The organism is Variovorax sp. UC74_104, from assembly GCF_044055375.1.
Taxonomy (GTDB): Bacteria; Pseudomonadota; Gammaproteobacteria; order Burkholderiales; family Burkholderiaceae_C; genus Variovorax.
Map to the genome: position 1 here is coordinate 4,363,108 of NZ_CP171978.1, position 16,055 is coordinate 4,379,162.

The following is a 16,055-nucleotide window of genomic DNA, read 5'->3' on the forward strand; positions in this document are numbered from 1 at the left end:
AAATTTTCGCCAATATCGCGGCGAATCCACCTGTCATGCTGCACCTCAAAGCGAGGCCTACACATGACGCAATCATTTCGCCAAGCAAGCACTGAAGTCCTTCCTCTATCGGGCATGGATCTCGACGTCCGTCCGGTGGAGCTGCTACTACGCCTGCGTCGCCTGTTGCTGTTCCTAGCCTGCTTTCGCAGGCATTGAGCGGCGGCCTTGCATCGAAGCCGGTCCGCACTCGTTCACACGAATTCCAAGAAGCACCAGATGACAGTTTTCTCCACCGAGTCTTTCGCGGACCACGAGCAGGTCGTTTTCATATCCGATGACAAGGTCGGGCTGCGGGCCATCATCGCCATCCACAGCACGCGGCTCGGGCCGGCGCTCGGCGGCTGCCGGATGTATCCGTATGCCGACGAAGCCTCCGCCCTGCGCGACGTGCTGCGGCTGTCGCGCGGCATGACCTTCAAAGCCGCTGCAGCGGGGCTGGGCCTGGGCGGCGGCAAGTCGGTGATCCTTGGCGATCCGCGCAAGAACAAGACGCCCGAGCTGCTGCGGGCCATGGGCGTGGCGGTCAACCGCCTCGGCGGCCGCTACATCACTGCCGAGGACGTGGGCACCACCGTCGACGACTTCGCCTGGGTGCGGCAGAGCACGCGGCACGTGGTCGGCCTGCCGGAGGCACTGGGCGGCACGGGTGATCCTTCGCCGACCACGGCGTTGGGTGTCTACCACGGCATCGTGGCCAGTGTTGAGCACCGGCTCGGTCGCGACCTGTGCGGGCTGACGGTGGCCGTGCAGGGCCTGGGCAACGTCGGCTGGAATCTCTGCCGGCTGCTCGCCGATGCGGGCGCGCACCTGGTGGTGACCGACATCGACGCTACGCTCGCGCACAAGGCTTCCGCCGAATTCGACGCGCGGGTGGTGGAGCCCGAGGCGATCTACGCCGTGCAGGCCGACGTGTTCGCGCCCTGCGCGATGGGTGCCGTCGTGAACGACCGGACCCTGCCGCAGATGAAGTTCCGGGTGATCGCCGGCGGCTCCAACAACCAGCTGGCGCGCGACGAACACGGCAGGCATTTGCGCGACAGGGAGATCCTGTACGCGCCCGACTTCGTGATCAACGCGGGCGGCCTCATCCGCGTGGCGTCGGAGCACGAGGGCTTCAATGCCGCCAAGGTGGATGCGCAGGTGCAGGGCATCGGCGCCACGCTGCACCGGATCTTCGAACTCGCCTCCCGCAGCGGCACGCCGACCCAGTCCGCGGCCATGCAGCTGGTGCAGGAGCGGCTGGGCGGACATGCCGCCGGCGGCATCCAAAGCAGCAGCGGCAGCAACAACAACCTGGCAGAGCGTGTCGCATGAACACCATAGAGATCCTTCGCGCCCTGGTGGCCTTCGACACGACCTCGCATCGCTCCAATCTCGACCTGATCCACTGGATCGCCGACTACCTCTCGAGGCACGGCGTCAAGGTGCAGCTCGTGCACAGCGACGACCGGCGAAAGGCGAACCTGCTGGCCAGCATCGGCCCCGACATTGCCGGCGGCATGGTGCTCTCGGGGCACAGCGACGTCGTGCCCGTGACCGACCAGAACTGGACGTCGAGCCCCTTCGCGCTCGCCGAGCGCAACGGCCGCTTCCACGGCCGCGGCGCGGCGGACATGAAGGGCTTCATCGCCGCCTGCCTCTCGGCCGTGCCCGCATGGCGGCGGCAACAGCTGCGCCGGCCGATCCACCTCGCCTTCTCCTACGACGAGGAGATCGGCTGCCTCGGCGTTCCGCAGCTCGTGGAGCAGCTGAAGGCCCAGGTGCCGGCGCCTGCGCTGGCCATCATCGGCGAGCCGACCGGGATGCGGGTCGGCGTGAGGCACCGCGGCTTCTTCGGGCACCGGGCCGTCTTCACCGGGCTGCCCGCGCATTCGAGCGACCCGTCGCTCGGCGCCAGCGCGATCGAGCCGGCGGCGTACCTGGTCACCCGCCTGGCCGGGCTGCGGCGTCGCCTGGCGGACCAGGGCGGCGAAGCCACCATCAACATCGGCCGCATCGACGGAGGCACGGCAATCAACATCGTGCCGGGCTGCTGCGAGGTGCTTTGGGAGTTCCGCCCGAAGGACGAGGCGACAGCCGAGCTCGTGCGCAGCACGGTCCGCGAAGCGCTGGCCGACCTGCCCGCGGGCGTCACCGTCGAGGCTTCGCAGGTCGCCGGCGTGCCAGCGCTCTCGGCGCGCGACAACGACGCGGCCGTCTCGGTGGCGCGCGAGCTCGGCGCCCTCTGGCCCGAGGCGGAACTGCCCTTCGGCACCGAGGCCGGCTTCTTCCAGCAGGTCGGCATCTCGACCGTGGTGTGCGGCCCGGGCTCCATCGCCCAGGCCCACCAGCCGGACGAATGGATCGCCGCGTCGCAGCTGCAGGCGGCCGACCGCTTCATGCAGTCGGCCGGCGCCTGGGCGCTGGCCAAGCCGGCCGCCCGTCTTACTTCAACCCTCAGGACAGCATGAAAAACATCGACGCAGCCGCGCTGGCGGACGCCACCAGCAACTTCTCTCCGCTCGCCCCCGGCGCCCCTGTGGCGCACGGCGTGCAAACCCGCGACGCCAGGCGCCGGACGATTCTTGCGGCGGTCATCGGCAACACGCTGGAGTGGTTCGATTTCGCCGTCTACGGCTTCTTCGCGCTCACCATTTCCAGGCTCTTCTTTCCCACGGGCGACGAGACCTCCTCGCTGCTGCTGACGGTGGCAACCTTTGGCGTGGGCTTCGTGATGCGGCCCATCGGCGCGGTGGTGCTGGGCGCGCTCGGCGACTCGCGCGGGCGCAAGGCCGCGCTGTCCACCACGATCCTGCTGATGGCGCTGGGCACGGCCATGATCGGCTTCGCGCCGACCTATGCCGACGCGGGCCTCTGGGCGCCCGCATGGATCGTGCTGGCAAGGCTGATCCAGGGCTTCTCCGCCGGCGGCGAGGTCGGCGGCGCGACGGCGTTCCTCGTCGAGCACGCGCCCAAAGGCCGCAGGGGTTACTTCGCGAGCTGGCAGCAGGCGAGCCAGGCCGGCGCGCTGCTGCTGGGCTCGGTCTTCGGTGCGACGCTCACCGACGTGCTGACGCCCGAGCAGCTCGAGGCGTGGGGGTGGCGAGTTCCGTTCCTGTTCGGCCTGATCATCGGGCCGGTGGGCTGGTACATCCGCACCCGGACCCAGGAGTCGGAGAGCTTCGTGCAGGCGAAGGCGGCGGCCCGGAGCCAGCACAGCCAGGCCTCGCCGCTGAGACGGGCGCTCGGCTCCTACCGCAAGGAAATCATCGCCGGCTTCGGCGTGACCATCGTGTGGACCGTGTGCACGTATTTCTTCCTCGTCTACATGCCGACCTACGCGGTGCGCACGCTGAAGCTGCCGCAGAGCGTGTCGCTGTGGGCCAACGGCGCGGGGCTGATGGTGCTGGTGGTGCTGGCGCCCTTCTTCGGCGCGCTGTCGGACCGGATCGGCCGCAGGCCCCTGCTGATCGGCTTCGCGGCCGCGATCCTGGTGCTGGCCTATCCGGCGCTGTGGCTCCTCACGGCCGTGCCCAACCCGTCGACCCTGACCATCGTGCTGCTGGTCTTCGCGGTGCTGATCGCCGGCTTCACCGGCCCCGCGCCCGCCGCCATGGCCGAGCTCTATCCGCCGGAGGTGAGGTCCACGGGCCTCTCCATTGCCTACAACTTCGCTGTCACGATCTTCGGAGGCTTCGCGCCGTTCATTGCAACGGCGCTGATCGCGCGGACCGGGAATCCGCTCGCTCCCGCCTGGTACGTGGTGTTCGCGGCGGCGGCCAGCCTGGTCGCGCTGCTGGCCGCCGGCTCGGCCCTGCGCAACAGGGACTGAGGCCGACGCTACCGATCGCTCGACCAATCAATCGATCGACAAATCGTCTCTCTCGAAAAAGAAAACACCACGCCACATGCCAGATCTAAAGAGCACCCTGAACCTGCTGACGACCTCGTTCCCGATGAAGGGAGACCTGCCCCGGCGCGAACCGGCGCTGGTCGAGCGCTGGGCGCGGCTGCGCATCTACGAGCGGATGCGCGCCGCGGCGGCAGGACGCCCGCCATTCATCCTGCACGACGGCCCGCCGTATGCCAACGGCGACATCCACATCGGGCACGCGGTGAACAAGGTGCTCAAGGACATGGTCTTCAAGAGCCGCTTCTTCGACGGCTTCGACGCGCAGTGGATTCCCGGCTGGGACTGCCACGGCATGCCCATCGAGCACCGCATCGAGCAGATGAACGGCCGGGGCCTGCCGACAGAGCAGGTGCAGCAGCTTTGCCGCGAATACGCGCACTCGCAGACGCAGAGCCAGAAGAAGGACTTCCTGCGCCTGGGCCTTCTCGGCGACTGGGACAACGCCTTTCGCACGATGGATTTCGAAACCGAGGCCAACGAGATCCGCTTTCTCGACTGCATCCGGCAGCGCGGCCTGCTGTTTCGCGGCCAGAAGCCAGTGAACTGGTGCGTCGATTGCCAGTCGGCATTGGCGGAGGCGGAGCTCGAATACGCGAACAAGCGCTCGACGACGGCGTACGTCGGCATGAAGGCAGTCGACGCGGCCGATCTGGCGTCGCGCTTCAAGTGCGCTCACGTTGCCGGCAAGCCGGCGCGCGTCGTGATCTGGACCACGACGCCGTGGACGCTGCCCGGCAACGCGGCGGTGGGCCTGGACCCGCAGGCCAGCTACGGCCTGTACGACTCTCCCGACGGCATGCTGGTGATGGCGGCGGAAACCGGCGGCAAGCTGCTGCAGGGCTTCGGTGTCGAGCACGAGCTCTGCGCGGTCGTGCCCGGCGCCGACCTGGTCGGCCTCGTGCTGAAGCATCCGCTGCACGACGCAGCAGTGCCCATGGTGGCGGCCGACTTCGTCTCGCTGGACACCGGCACCGGTCTCGTCCACCTCGCGCCGGCGCACGGCGCGGAAGACTTCGAGCTGTGCCGCGGCCTGGGCATCACCGGCGACAACGTGATCGACGGTGCCGGCCGCTTCGTGGCGAACCTGCCCGCCATCGGCGGCATGTCGCTCGAGGAAGGCAGCAAGGCCATTCTCGAAATGCTGAAGGCCGACGGCTCGCTGCTGCGGCAGGAGCGCATCGAGCATTCGTATCCCCATTGCTGGCGCCACAAGACGCCGATCCTCTTCCGCTCGACGACGCAATGGTTCATTGCCATGGACCATCCCGCGAAGGGCGACGAGCGCACGCTGCGCGAGACCGCGCGCGAGGCGATCAGGAACGTGCCGTTCTACCCTGCCTCGGGCCGCTCGCGCATGGAAGCGATGATCGACGGCCGGCCCGACTGGTGCGTCTCGCGGCAGCGCGCGTGGGGCGTTCCCCTCGCCTTCTTCGTCAGGCGCAGCGACAACTCGCTGCACCCCGAGACCTCGCGCCTCGTCGAGGAAGTGGCGCGGCGCGTGGAGCGCGAAGGAATTTCCGCCTGGACTCGGCTGAGTCCCGCGGACCTGGGCGTGGATGAGTCGGAGTTCGAAAAGCTGTCCGATACCCTCGACGTGTGGTTCGACTCCGGCTCAATCCACGCAACCGTCTACAGGGACCCGCGCCGCCCCGACGCGCACGGCCATCCGGCGGACCTGTACCTGGAGGGCTCCGACCAGCACAGGGGCTGGTTCGGCTCCTCGCTCATGACGGGCTGCGCGGCGGACGGCCGCGCGCCGTTCAAGGCCGTGCTGACGCATGGCTTCGCCGTCGACGGGAACGGCAAGAAGATGAGCAAGTCGCTGGGCAACACGGTCAGCCCCCAGCAGGTGGCCGGCACGCGGGGCGCGGAGATCATTCGGCTGTGGATCGCGAGCACCGACTATTCGACGGACATCTCCGTCTCGGAAGAGATCCTGGACCGCGTCGTCGAGATGTACCGGCGCATCCGCAACACGATCCGCTTCCTGCTGCTGAACGTGTCGGACTTCGATGCGGGCGCCGACCGGGTGCCCCTGGACTGTCTCGAAAGCGTCGACCGGCATGCGCTGGCCCGTTGCCGCGAACTGGCGCAGCAATGCCGCAAGGGCTACGGCGACTACGACTTCGTCTCGGTGACGCGGCTCGTTCACGGCTACTGCGCCGACGAACTTGGCGGCTTCTATCTCGACGTGCTGAAAGACCGCCTGTACGCCAGCGCGCGCGACAGCCGCGAAAGGCGCTCCGCGCAGACCGCGCTGCACATCATCCTGGAGAACCTGCTGCTGCTCGTAGCCCCCATCCTCAGCTTCACGGCCGAGGAAGCGTGGGCGGTACTGCGCGGATCGTCCGGGGAAGACAGCGTGTTCCTCCACACCTGGGACGAGGCCGTGCCGCCGGCTACCGACGATCCGGAAACCGCCGGGTTCTGGCGCCACGCGAGACAGCTCCGCCCGAGCGTGATGAAGGCCATCGAGGATGTCCGCTCATCCGGAAGCATCGGCCGCTCCGGGGAAGCGAGCGTGGTCATCGAGGCGCCCGCGGAAATCATCGAATCGCTTTCCATGCTTCGTTCGGAGCTGCCGGCCATCTTCATCGTTGCCGACGTGGCCTTGAAGGAAGCCGAGAGGGTCGACGTCAAGGTCAGGCGCACCGCTTCGCTGCGCTGCATGCGGTGCTGGCGGCACGATGCCTCCGTGCGTGACGACGCCGATGCCGAACAGGCAATGCTCTGCGGCCGGTGCACGACGGTGCTGGCCGGTCTTCCGGAGCTGTCGGGCGCCTGATGCGGGCGAGGCAGGCGCGTTGCTCAGGACGAGGCAGACGACGACTCGCCTGAACCGCCTGAACCGCCTTGGCCGCGCTCCGCGAGGAAATCGACGAACGCCCGCACCCGCGAAGGCAGCAGCCGGCCGTGCGGATACATCAGGCTGACGGGGCGTGAGCGCCCGCCGAAGGGCTGCAGCAGTTCCACCAGCTCGCCACTGGCCAGCTCCTTCTCGACCGTGAAGCGATAGGCCTGGAAGAGCCCCGCGCCGGCCTTGGCCAGCGTCACGCCGGCGAGCACGTCTTCCGCGCAGTTGTAGTGGCCCGTGGAGAAGACTTCCTTCTCGCGACCGTCCTCCATGAACAGCCAGGCGATCTGCCTGCCGCTGCTGGGCAGGTCGAACTGGATGCACTCGTGCTGCGCCAGGTCCGCGAGCGTGGCAGGCCGGCCCGCGCGCTGGAGATAGCCGGGGCTGGCGACGACGACCAGTTCGGCGTCTTCGAGGTGCCGGGCCACCATCGTCGAATCGGGCTGGGCCCGCAGGCGGATGGCGACGTCGAAGTTCTCTTCGCGGAAGTCGATGTTGCGGTTGCTGACGTGCACTTCCACGCGGATCAGCGGGTACTGCGCGCGAAACGCCGGCAGCAGCGGCAGCAGGCGGTGGTGGCCGTAGGTGGTGGGCGCGCTGATGCGGATGGTGCCGCTGGGCTGCACCTGCTCGCCCGTGACCTTGCGCTCGGCCTCCACCAGTTGCTGGAGCGCGGCACGGCATTGCTCGAAATATTCCCGGCCTGCCTCGGTGAGGCGGCTGCTGCGCGTGGAGCGCACGAACAGGCGCACGCCCAGGCGCTTTTCGAGGCGCGAGACCGACCGGCTGACCGCCGCGGGCGTCACGCCCGCGATGCTGGCTGCCGCCGTGAAGTTGCCCGACTCCGCCGCAAGGCAGAACAGCTCGATGCTGCCCAGCAGCACGTCGTCGAATTGCCGGTGCATATTCATTACGCCATGTATCAATACAAGTGCTCTGGAGCCTATTTTTTGCGCCTGACGTTGTCAATAAAGTCCCACTCAACCGGTGGGCACACAGAAAAAAGCCGCCGGCCTCCCTGAAACCCAACCCACTACGAGGTACTTCATGAGCAAGTCTGAACAGAACACCGCCGTCATCACCGGCGCCAGCAGCGGCATCGGCCTGGGCCTGGCCGAGGCATTCCTGAAGCGGGGCTACAACGTGGTCGGCACCGGCCGCTCCGCCGATCGCCTGCAGGCCGCGGCCCGCACGCTGGATGCGGGAGACCGCTTCCTCGCCGTGGCGGGCGACGCCGGCCGGCCCGAATCCGCGAAGAGTGTCTTCGAGCAAGCCATCGCCCGCTTCGGCAAGGTGGACGTGCTGGTGAACAACGCCGGCATCTTTGCCGCGCAGCCCTTCGTGCAGTTCACGCCCGAACAGATCGAGGAACAGATCGCCACCAACCTGAAGGGCGTGCTGTACGCATCGCAGGAGGCGGCCCGCCACATGATCGAGCGCAAGCGGGGAAAGATCGTCAACATCACGGCCGCGCTGGCGATGCAGCCGCACAGCGGTGTGCCGGCGCTGCTGGCGGTCGCGCTGAAGGGCGGCATCAACGACGCCACGCGTGCGCTGGCGCTTCGAGCTGGCACCGCACGGCGTCACCGTCAACGCCGTCGCGCCGGGCCTGGTCGATACGCCGATGCACGCGCCGCAGTCGCACGACTTCCTGGCAAAGCTGGCGCCGCTCAATCGCATCGCGAGCGTGCGCGAGATCGCGGACGCGGTGCTCTACCTCGTCGAGGCCGACTTCGTGACCGGCACGGTGCTGCCGGTCGACGGCGGCTTCAGCGCAGGCCGCTGAGGCACTTTTTCATTCGCAAGCCAAAAGGAGAAAGACGCCATGCCATTCGTCAGCATCCGCATCACCCGCGAGGGCAACACCGCCGAGCAGAAGGCGCAAGTGATCAAGGAAGTCACCGAGACGCTGGAACGCGTACTGCACAAGCCTCCGGAGTGGACCCACATCACCATCGAGGAGATCGACACCGACAACTGGGGTTTCGCCGGCATCACCACCACCGAGATGCGCAAGGCCCAGGCTTCGGGCAGTCGTTAGGCGGCGACGCCGCACAGCGCTCAGGCCTTGCGCGATCCGCCGCGAGGCAAAAGAAAAAGCCCCGTCGATCAAACGATCGACGGGGCTTCATCAACTTGGCGGAACCGGAGGGATTCGAACCCTCGATGAGGCTCTACACCCCATACTCCCTTAGCAGGGGAGCACCTTCGGCCACTCGGTCACAGTTCCTGAAAGAAGCCGAGATTATGCCACTACTTAGGCGCCCGGCTGATCCAGATCGAAGGCTTTGTGCAGTGCGCGCACTGCCAATTCCATATATTTTTCGTCGATCACGACCGAAGTCTTGATTTCGCTGGTCGAGATCATCTGGATGTTGATGCCCTCTTCGCTCAGCACGCGGAACATCTTGCTCGCAACGCCCACGTGGCTGCGCATGCCGATGCCCACGATGCTGACCTTGCAGATCTTGGTGTCGCCGACCACTTCGGTCGCGCCCAGCGAGGGCATCACCTTCGACTGCAGCAGGTCGATCGTCTTCGCGTACTCGTTGCGGTGAACGGTGAAGCTGAAGTCGGTCTTTCCGTCCTTGCTGAGGTTCTGGATGATCACGTCGACTTCGATGTTGGCGTCGGCCACGGCACCGAGGATGTGATACGCGATGCCCGGCTTGTCGGGCACGCCGAGCACCGAGATCTTGGCTTCGTCGCGGTTGAATGCGATGCCGGATACGACGGCTTGTTCCATGTTTTCGTCTTCCTCGAAAGTGATCAGCGTGCCGGACTTGGCCTCTTCATTGATGTCGATGTCCCACGGCGTGAAGCTCGAAAGCACGCGCAGCGGCACCTTGTACTTGCCGGCGAATTCCACCGAGCGGATCTGCAGCACCTTGGAGCCCAGGCTCGCCATTTCGAGCATTTCCTCGAAGCTCACCGTGGTCAGGCGGCGCGCATCGGGCTCGACGCGCGGATCGGTCGTGTACACGCCGTCGACGTCGGTGTAGATCAGGCATTCGTTCGCCTTCATTGCCGCGGCGATGGCCACGGCCGATGTGTCGCTGCCGCCGCGACCCAGCGTGGTGATGTTGCCGTCGTCGTCGACGCCCTGGAAGCCGGTGATGACCACCACCTTGCCGGCGTTCAGGTCGGCCATCACGCGCTCGTTGTCGATGCTCTCGATACGGGCCTTGGTGTAGGAGTTGTCGGTGCGCACCGAAACCTGCCAGCCCGCGTAGCTCACGGCCTCGACGCCCTCGGCCTGCAGCGCGATGGCCAGCAGCGCCGACGAAGCCTGCTCGCCGGTGGAAGCCAGCATGTCGAGCTCGCGGTTGTGGGCCACGCCGGGTTTGCTGGGCGCCAGCTCCTTGGCCAGGCCGAGCAGGCGGTTGGTCTCGCCGCTCATGGCACTCGGAACCACGATCATCTGGTGGCCTGCGCGCGCCCACTTGGCGACACGCTTGGCGACATTCTTGATGCGCTCGGTCGAGCCCATCGACGTACCGCCGTATTTGTGAACGATCAATGCCATGGGTGAAATCAGAGAAAAGAAAAGGGCCGCTGGATAGGCGGCGCCCTGCAAGCGGTCAGAGCGAAGTCTTCGGCGAGGGCGGGGCATTGTACCAATGCAGCAAATCGCCCTTCCGCTCGACGAAACCGGTAGCCACCTTGAGGTGGATGCGATGGCCGCGCGTGGTGCAGGCGCGGACCTGGTCGAGCAGCTGTTCGAGCTGCGCTGCGCTCGGCGCGCAGCCGTGCGATTGCGCCAGCCAATGGCGCAGCACATTGGCCTGCCGGGCACGCGACAGCGCCTGAAGTATGGCGATGCGCGGTGGGCTGCCGACGCCTTCCAGGTCCTGCGCCGCGAGTTCGCTCAGCAGTTGCTGCGCCTGCGCGGCATGGCCCACGCTGCGCGCAAAAGTGGCGCGGAACTGCGGAAAGGCCTGCTCCAGCGCGGGCAGCAGCACGGAGCGGATGCGGTTGCGGGTGTAGCGCGCGTCGTCGTTGGTCGGGTCCTCGATCCAGGGCAGATCGCGCCCGGCCAGCCATTCGCGGATCTCGCCCCCTGGCACCGCGAGCAGCGGCCGGTAGATGTCGAGCCCGTTGCGCTGCGCCAGCGCCGGCATGGCGGCCAGCCCCGGCAGCCCCGCGCCGCGCGACAAGGCGAGAAGCAGCGTCTCGACCTGGTCATCGGCATGGTGCCCCAGCGCCACCGACCGGATCGCCGCCCTCGCCCCGTCGGCACGCGCCATTTCGGCGAATGCCGCGTAACGGGCTCGGCGAGCCGCGTCTTCAGGGCTTTCACCGGACGCATGCCGCGCATCGACGCGATGGACGACCAACGGCACACCCAGGCGCTCGCAGATCGCATGGCAATGCTGCTCGAAGCCATCGGCCGCCGCCTGCAGCCCGTGATGTACATGGAAGGCGACCACCTGCCCTGGCCAGCGCAACACGCAGGCAGCCAGCAAGGCGGTCGAATCGGCGCCGCCGCTGAACCCCACCGCCAGCGGCCAATGCGCCGGCTCGAACGCGGCAATGGCGCGTTCGAAAGTGGAGTTCATGGCGCGCCTGCGGGTTACCTGCCGTTGCTGTCGGCCTTGGTGTCGTTGAAGCGGCCGTAGCTCTGCAGGCGCTCGTAGCGGCGCTCCAGCAGTTCCTTCGGCTTCAGGTCGCTGACCTGGCGGAAGGCGTCGTTGAGGGCGCGCTTGAGGAACGCGGCCATCTGGCGATGGTCGCGGTGCGCGCCGCCCACGGGCTCGTTCACGATCTTGTCGACCAGGCCCAGCGCCTTCAGGCGGTGCGCGGTGATGCCCAGCGCATCGGCCGCTTCCTGCGCCTTCTCGCCGGTCTTCCAGAGGATGGAAGCGCAGCCTTCGGGGCTGATCACCGAATAGATCGAGTACTGCAGCATCAGCAGTTGGTCGCCGACCGAGATGGCCAGCGCGCCGCCGGAGCCGCCCTCGCCGATGATGGTGACGATGATCGGCACCTCGAGCTGCGCCATCTCGAAGATGTTGCGGCCGATGGCTTCCGACTGGCCGCGCTCCTCGGCGTCGATGCCGGGGTATGCGCCGGGGGTATCGACGAAGGTGAAGACCGGCAGCTTGAACTTCTCGGCCGTCTTCATCAGGCGCAGCGCCTTGCGGTAGCCCTCGGGCTTGCTCATGCCGAAGTTGCGCGCGGTGCGCTCTTTCGTGTCGCGGCCCTTCTGGTGGCCGATGACCATGCAAGGCACGCCGTTGAAGCGGGCCAGGCCGCCCACGATCGACAGGTCGTCCGAGAAATGGCGGTCGCCGTGCAGTTCGACGAAATCGGTGAAGATTTCGTTGACGTAGTCCAGCGTGTAGGGGCGCTCCGGATGCCGTGCGATCTTGGTGATCTGCCAGGGCGTCAGGTCGCTGTAGATGTCCTTGGTGAGCTGCTGGCTCTTCTTGCCGAGCTGATCGATTTCTTCAGAGATGTCGACCGCGGATTCGGTCTGCACATAGCGCAATTCTTCGATCTTTGTTTCGAGCTCGGCAATCGGCTGCTCGAAGTCGAGGAAGGTTCGTTTCGCCAACGTCTTCTCCTGTTTTATTTCAATTTGCCAAACACCCGCCTGCCTGCCGCATCCCTTCCAGGAACACCAAGGAACCGGCTTTGCCGGGCCTTAGGTGTTACCCCCTTGAGGGGGTTGGCGAAGCGACACGAAGTGCGCGAAGCCTGGGGGTGTTGCTAATACGTAACTGGAGCGGGATCCAGCGATCGCCAAATATACCAAGTCGCCACGCTGCAATAAGGCGCCCAGGCCACGGCGACGTCGCGGGCATCGCTGCGGCTGACCGGGTCGCCCGAGAAGTAGTTGACGCTGATGCCGTTGAGCAGCCCCAGGTCGTCCACGGGCAGCACGTTCGGGCGCATCAGGTGGAAGATGAGGAACATCTCGGCCGTCCAGCGGCCGATGCCGCGGATGGCCACCAGCTCCTCGATGATCTGCTCGTCGTCCATGTCCTTCCATGCATCGACGTGCACCAGGCCCGAGTCGAAATGCAGGGCCAGGTCGACGAGGTACTCGATCTTGCGTGCCGAAAGCCCAGCCCCGCGCATGTCGTCGACCTTGAGCTTGAGCACGTTGGCCGGCGTCAGCTTGCGCGGCAGCGCGGCGAACTTGTCCCAGACCGACTGCGCGGCCTTCACCGAGATCTGCTGGCCCACGACGCTGCGCGCGAGCGTGGTGAACGCATCGCCGCGCGACTCCAGGCAGGCGTCGCCGAACTTCGGGATCAGCCGCTTCATCACGCGGTCCTTGCGCGAGAGGTGCTTGCACGCCTCCTCCCAGTAGTCCGGCGTGTAGATCTTGACGCTGGGCTTCCTGGGGGCAGGCATGGGGTTCGTGGTTCCGTTCACTGCGCGGCCGCCCAGGTCGTGCCCGTGGGCGAATCCTTGAGCACGATGCCCTGCTCGAGGAGTTCCTGGCGAATGCGGTCGGCTTCGGCGAAGTTCTTCGCGACCTTGGCGGCGGCGCGCGCGTCGATCTTTGCCTGGATGGTGGCTTCGTCGAGCGTGCTGCCGGCCTGCAGGAAGGCCCGCGGGTCGCCCTGCAGGATGCCCAGCGAAGCAGCCAGCGCCTTCAGCAGCCCGGCGGTTTCGGCGGACTTGGTGCGGTTGACCTCGCCGGCCAGCTCGAACAGGACGGCGATGGCTTCGGGCGTGCCGAAGTCCTCGTCCATGGCGGCCTTGAAACGCGCGGCATGGGGCTGGGTCCAGTCGATGGCCACGTCGGCCGGCGCGACCAGGTCGAGCGCGGTGTACAGGCGCTTGAGCGAATTGCGTGCGTCGTCGAGATGCGCGTCGCTGTAGTTGAGCGCGCTGCGGTAATGCGTGCGCACCAGGAAGAAGCGCAGGCTCTCGGCGTCGTACTTCTGCAGCACCTCGCGGATGGTGAAGAAGTTGCCCAGGCTCTTGGACATCTTCTCGTTGTCCACGCGCACGAAGCCGTTGTGCACCCAGAAGCGCGACAGCGGCTTGCCGTTGGCGCCCTCGCTCTGCGCAATCTCGTTCTCGTGGTGCGGGAACTGCAGGTCGGCGCCGCCGCCGTGGATGTCGAAGGTTTCGCCGAGGGTGGCGCAGCTCATGGCCGAGCACTCGATGTGCCAGCCCGGACGGCCGGCGCCATAGGCGCTTTCCCATTTGGCATCGGCGGGCTCGGTCGGCTTTGCGGCCTTCCACAGCACGAAGTCGAGCGGGTCCTGCTTGCCGTCGAGCACCGCGACGCGTTCGCCCGCGTGCAGCTCGTCGAGCGACTTGCCAGAGAGCTTGCCGTAGCCCGGGAACTTGCGCACCGCGTAGTTCACGTCGCCGTTCTCGGAGCGGTAGGCCAGGCCCTTCTGCTCCAGCTTCTCGATGATGCCGAGCATCTGCGGCACGTATTCGGTGGCGCGCGGCTCGATGGTGGGCGGCTCGATGCCGAGCGCGCCGATGTCCTCGTGCATGGCTGCGATCACTTCGTCGGTCAGCTGGCGGATGGTGATGCCGCGCTGCACCGAGCGGGCGATGATCTTGTCGTCGATGTCGGTGATGTTGCGCACGTAGGTCACGTCGTAGTCGCTGGCGCGCAGCCAGCGCTGCACCACGTCGAACGCCATCATCATGCGGGCGTGGCCGATGTGGCAGAAGTCGTAGACCGTCATGCCGCAGACGTACATGCGCACCTTTCCCGGTTGCAATGGGGAGAATTCCTCCAATTCACGCGACAGCGTGTTGTAGATGCGCAGACTCATGAGATTCGGAAAACGTCATTTCGCGCGCGTGCGGCACGGGCGAAAGACGGTGTTTTTCAGGGGTGACTGGGACTGTGTTCGCGAGGGGTTCGACATGGCCCCTCGGTTACAATCGGCTCAAGTATAAACGGCTGCCATCGGGTAGCGTCGGGGTGTTCCCCAAGCCCGCTGCACCGAGTTCGCTTCCCGCATCTCCCCCCAAATTCCGTCGAGGCTTCATGAAGCGCTCCGCCTTCTCCAGATTCTCCATTGCCTTCGCGCTGCTGTTCGGCCTCTGGGGCTCCGCAGTCCATGCGAACGAATACGACGACGTGAACGCGCTGCTGCGCCAGGGCAAGTCGAACGAGGCGCTCGCCAAGGCCGACACCTACATCGCCGGCAAGCCGCGCGATCCGCAGATGCGCTTCCTGCGCGGCGTGATCCTCACCGAGCAGAACAAGCAGGCCGAGGCCATCATCGCCTTCACGCAGCTCACGCAGGACTTCCCCGAGCTTTCCGAGCCCTACAACAACCTGGCCGCGCTGTATGCGTCGCAGAGCAAGTTCGACCAGGCGCGCGCCGCCTTGGAGCAGGCGCTCAAGCTCAACCCGAACTACGCCACGGCGCACGAGAACCTCGGCGACGTGTATGCGCGTCTCGCGGCACAGGAATACGTGCGTGCCCAGCAGTTCGCCAGCACCAACGCCAGCGTCGCGCCCAAGCTCGCGCTGATCCGCCAGATCTTCACGCCGAAGACCGAAGCCGAGGCGGCCGCCCTGCCCGCTGCGCCGGCGGTCATCCGCAAGCCGGTCGGCCGCACCAGCAAGTAAGCAAGTAAGCAGCCGGTCGCCGCCGTACCGGGGCGCCGCGATGGCGCCCACCACGCGACCCCGTTCCCTCATCCGCAAACGGAGCCTCATTTGACGATCAACTCCTTCTCCCGTTTCAGCCGCCGCGGCGCCCTCGTGCTGGCAGCCGCATTCGCGTTCGCCGCCAGCGGCCACGCGCAGTCGGCAACGCCGCGCGTCAAGCTCGCCACCTCGGCGGGCGACATCGTGGTCGAGCTCGACGAGGCCAAGGCGCCCAAGACGGTCGAGAACTTCCTGCAGTACGTCAAGGACAAGCACTACGACGGCACGGTCTTCCACCGCGTGATCGACGGCTTCATGATCCAGGGCGGCGGCTTCACGGCCGACCTGCAGCAAAAGCCCACGCGCGCGCCCATTCCGCTGGAAGCGGGCAACGGCCTGAAGAACGACAAGTACACGATCGCCATGGCCCGCACCGGCGACCCCAATTCGGCGACCTCGCAGTTCTTCATCAACGTGAAGAACAACGACTCGCTCAACGCACCCAACCCCGACGGCTACGGCTACACCGTGTTCGGCAAGGTCGTTGCCGGCACCGACGTGGTCGACAAGATCCGCGCGGTGGCCACCGGCAACAAGGGCGGCATGCAGAACGTGCCGCTCGAGGCCGTCACCATCAAGTCCGCCACCGTGGTGGCGAAGTAATCCCTTTCAAGTAGGAG

Annotated in this window: 13 protein-coding genes, 1 tRNA gene and 1 pseudogene; 8 read left to right on the forward strand and 7 right to left on the reverse strand. The window is 66.7% G+C overall.

Annotated features, from left to right (window positions below):
* Positions 1-258: 258 nt before the first annotated feature.
* The 4 genes from ACHMXA_RS20500 (at position 259) to ileS (ending at position 6,719) form a co-directional block, all read left to right on the forward strand.
* Positions 259-1,356 carry an amino acid dehydrogenase gene (locus ACHMXA_RS20500; RefSeq protein WP_176666673.1) on the forward strand — a complete coding sequence of 366 codons (1,098 nt, stop codon included), beginning with the start codon at positions 259-261 and terminating at the stop codon, positions 1,354-1,356.
* Positions 1,353-2,492 carry an acetylornithine deacetylase gene (argE, locus tag ACHMXA_RS20505; protein ID WP_176666674.1) on the forward strand — a complete coding sequence of 380 codons (1,140 nt, stop codon included), beginning with the start codon at positions 1,353-1,355 and terminating at the stop codon, positions 2,490-2,492. Before ACHMXA_RS20500 ends, argE begins: the two co-directional genes overlap by 4 nt.
* Positions 2,489-3,853, forward strand: a complete 1,365-nt coding sequence (locus ACHMXA_RS20510) for an MFS transporter (RefSeq protein WP_176666675.1) — start codon at positions 2,489-2,491, stop codon at positions 3,851-3,853. The genes argE and ACHMXA_RS20510 overlap by 4 nt, the downstream gene beginning before the upstream one ends.
* 76 nt (positions 3,854-3,929) lie before the next feature.
* On the forward strand, positions 3,930-6,719 hold the full coding sequence (gene ileS / locus ACHMXA_RS20515; protein WP_176666676.1) for an isoleucine--tRNA ligase: 2,790 nt from the start codon (positions 3,930-3,932) through the stop codon (positions 6,717-6,719).
* A 23-nt stretch (positions 6,720-6,742) separates the two neighbouring features.
* On the opposite strand, the gene ACHMXA_RS20520 is transcribed toward ileS, so the two are convergent.
* Complete coding sequence (locus ACHMXA_RS20520) at positions 6,743-7,693, reverse strand: LysR family transcriptional regulator (protein ID WP_176666677.1); 951 nt, start codon at positions 7,691-7,693, stop codon at positions 6,743-6,745.
* A 142-nt stretch (positions 7,694-7,835) separates the two neighbouring features.
* On the opposite strand from ACHMXA_RS20520, the pseudogene ACHMXA_RS20525 reads away from it, so the two are divergent.
* Both ACHMXA_RS20525 and ACHMXA_RS20530 read left to right on the forward strand, forming a co-directional pair.
* Positions 7,836-8,574 (forward strand): annotated as a pseudogene (locus tag ACHMXA_RS20525) (SDR family NAD(P)-dependent oxidoreductase).
* Between the two features lie 39 nt (positions 8,575-8,613).
* Complete coding sequence (locus tag ACHMXA_RS20530; RefSeq protein ID WP_176666679.1) at positions 8,614-8,829, forward strand: 4-oxalocrotonate tautomerase family protein; 216 nt, start codon at positions 8,614-8,616, stop codon at positions 8,827-8,829.
* Positions 8,830-8,925: 96 nt separating this feature from the next.
* Here ACHMXA_RS20530 and ACHMXA_RS20535 read toward each other — a convergent pair.
* The 6 genes from ACHMXA_RS20535 to cysS form a co-directional block, all read right to left on the reverse strand.
* Positions 8,926-9,018: transfer RNA gene (locus tag ACHMXA_RS20535), tRNA-Ser, on the reverse strand.
* Between the two features lie 27 nt (positions 9,019-9,045).
* Entirely contained in the window at positions 9,046-10,314 is a 1,269-nt protein-coding gene (locus tag ACHMXA_RS20540) for an aspartate kinase (protein ID WP_176666689.1), read from the reverse strand.
* Positions 10,315-10,369: 55 nt separating this feature from the next.
* Positions 10,370-11,347: a tRNA lysidine(34) synthetase TilS gene (gene tilS / locus ACHMXA_RS20545; protein ID WP_176666690.1), complete on the reverse strand. Its 978-nt coding sequence runs from the start codon at positions 11,345-11,347 to the stop codon at positions 10,370-10,372.
* 14 nt (positions 11,348-11,361) lie between these two features.
* A complete protein-coding gene (locus ACHMXA_RS20550) occupies positions 11,362-12,345 on the reverse strand; it encodes an acetyl-CoA carboxylase carboxyltransferase subunit alpha (RefSeq protein WP_176666691.1) in 984 nt (327 codons plus the stop codon).
* Between the two features lie 155 nt (positions 12,346-12,500).
* On the reverse strand, positions 12,501-13,151 hold the full coding sequence (locus ACHMXA_RS20555; RefSeq protein ID WP_176666692.1) for a DNA-3-methyladenine glycosylase: 651 nt from the start codon (positions 13,149-13,151) through the stop codon (positions 12,501-12,503).
* Positions 13,152-13,168: 17 nt separating this feature from the next.
* Positions 13,169-14,545, reverse strand: coding sequence for a cysteine--tRNA ligase (cysS, locus tag ACHMXA_RS20560; RefSeq protein ID WP_176666693.1), 1,377 nt, complete (start codon positions 14,543-14,545; stop codon positions 13,169-13,171).
* Between the two features lie 218 nt (positions 14,546-14,763).
* Between cysS and ACHMXA_RS20565 the strand changes: the two genes are divergently transcribed.
* Together ACHMXA_RS20565 and ACHMXA_RS20570 are read left to right on the forward strand one after the other, a co-directional pair.
* Positions 14,764-15,354: a tetratricopeptide repeat protein gene (locus ACHMXA_RS20565; protein ID WP_176666694.1), complete on the forward strand. Its 591-nt coding sequence runs from the start codon at positions 14,764-14,766 to the stop codon at positions 15,352-15,354.
* 90 nt (positions 15,355-15,444) lie between these two features.
* Complete coding sequence (locus ACHMXA_RS20570) at positions 15,445-16,038, forward strand: peptidylprolyl isomerase (protein WP_176666695.1); 594 nt, start codon at positions 15,445-15,447, stop codon at positions 16,036-16,038.
* The last annotated feature ends 17 nt before the right edge of the window (positions 16,039-16,055 follow it).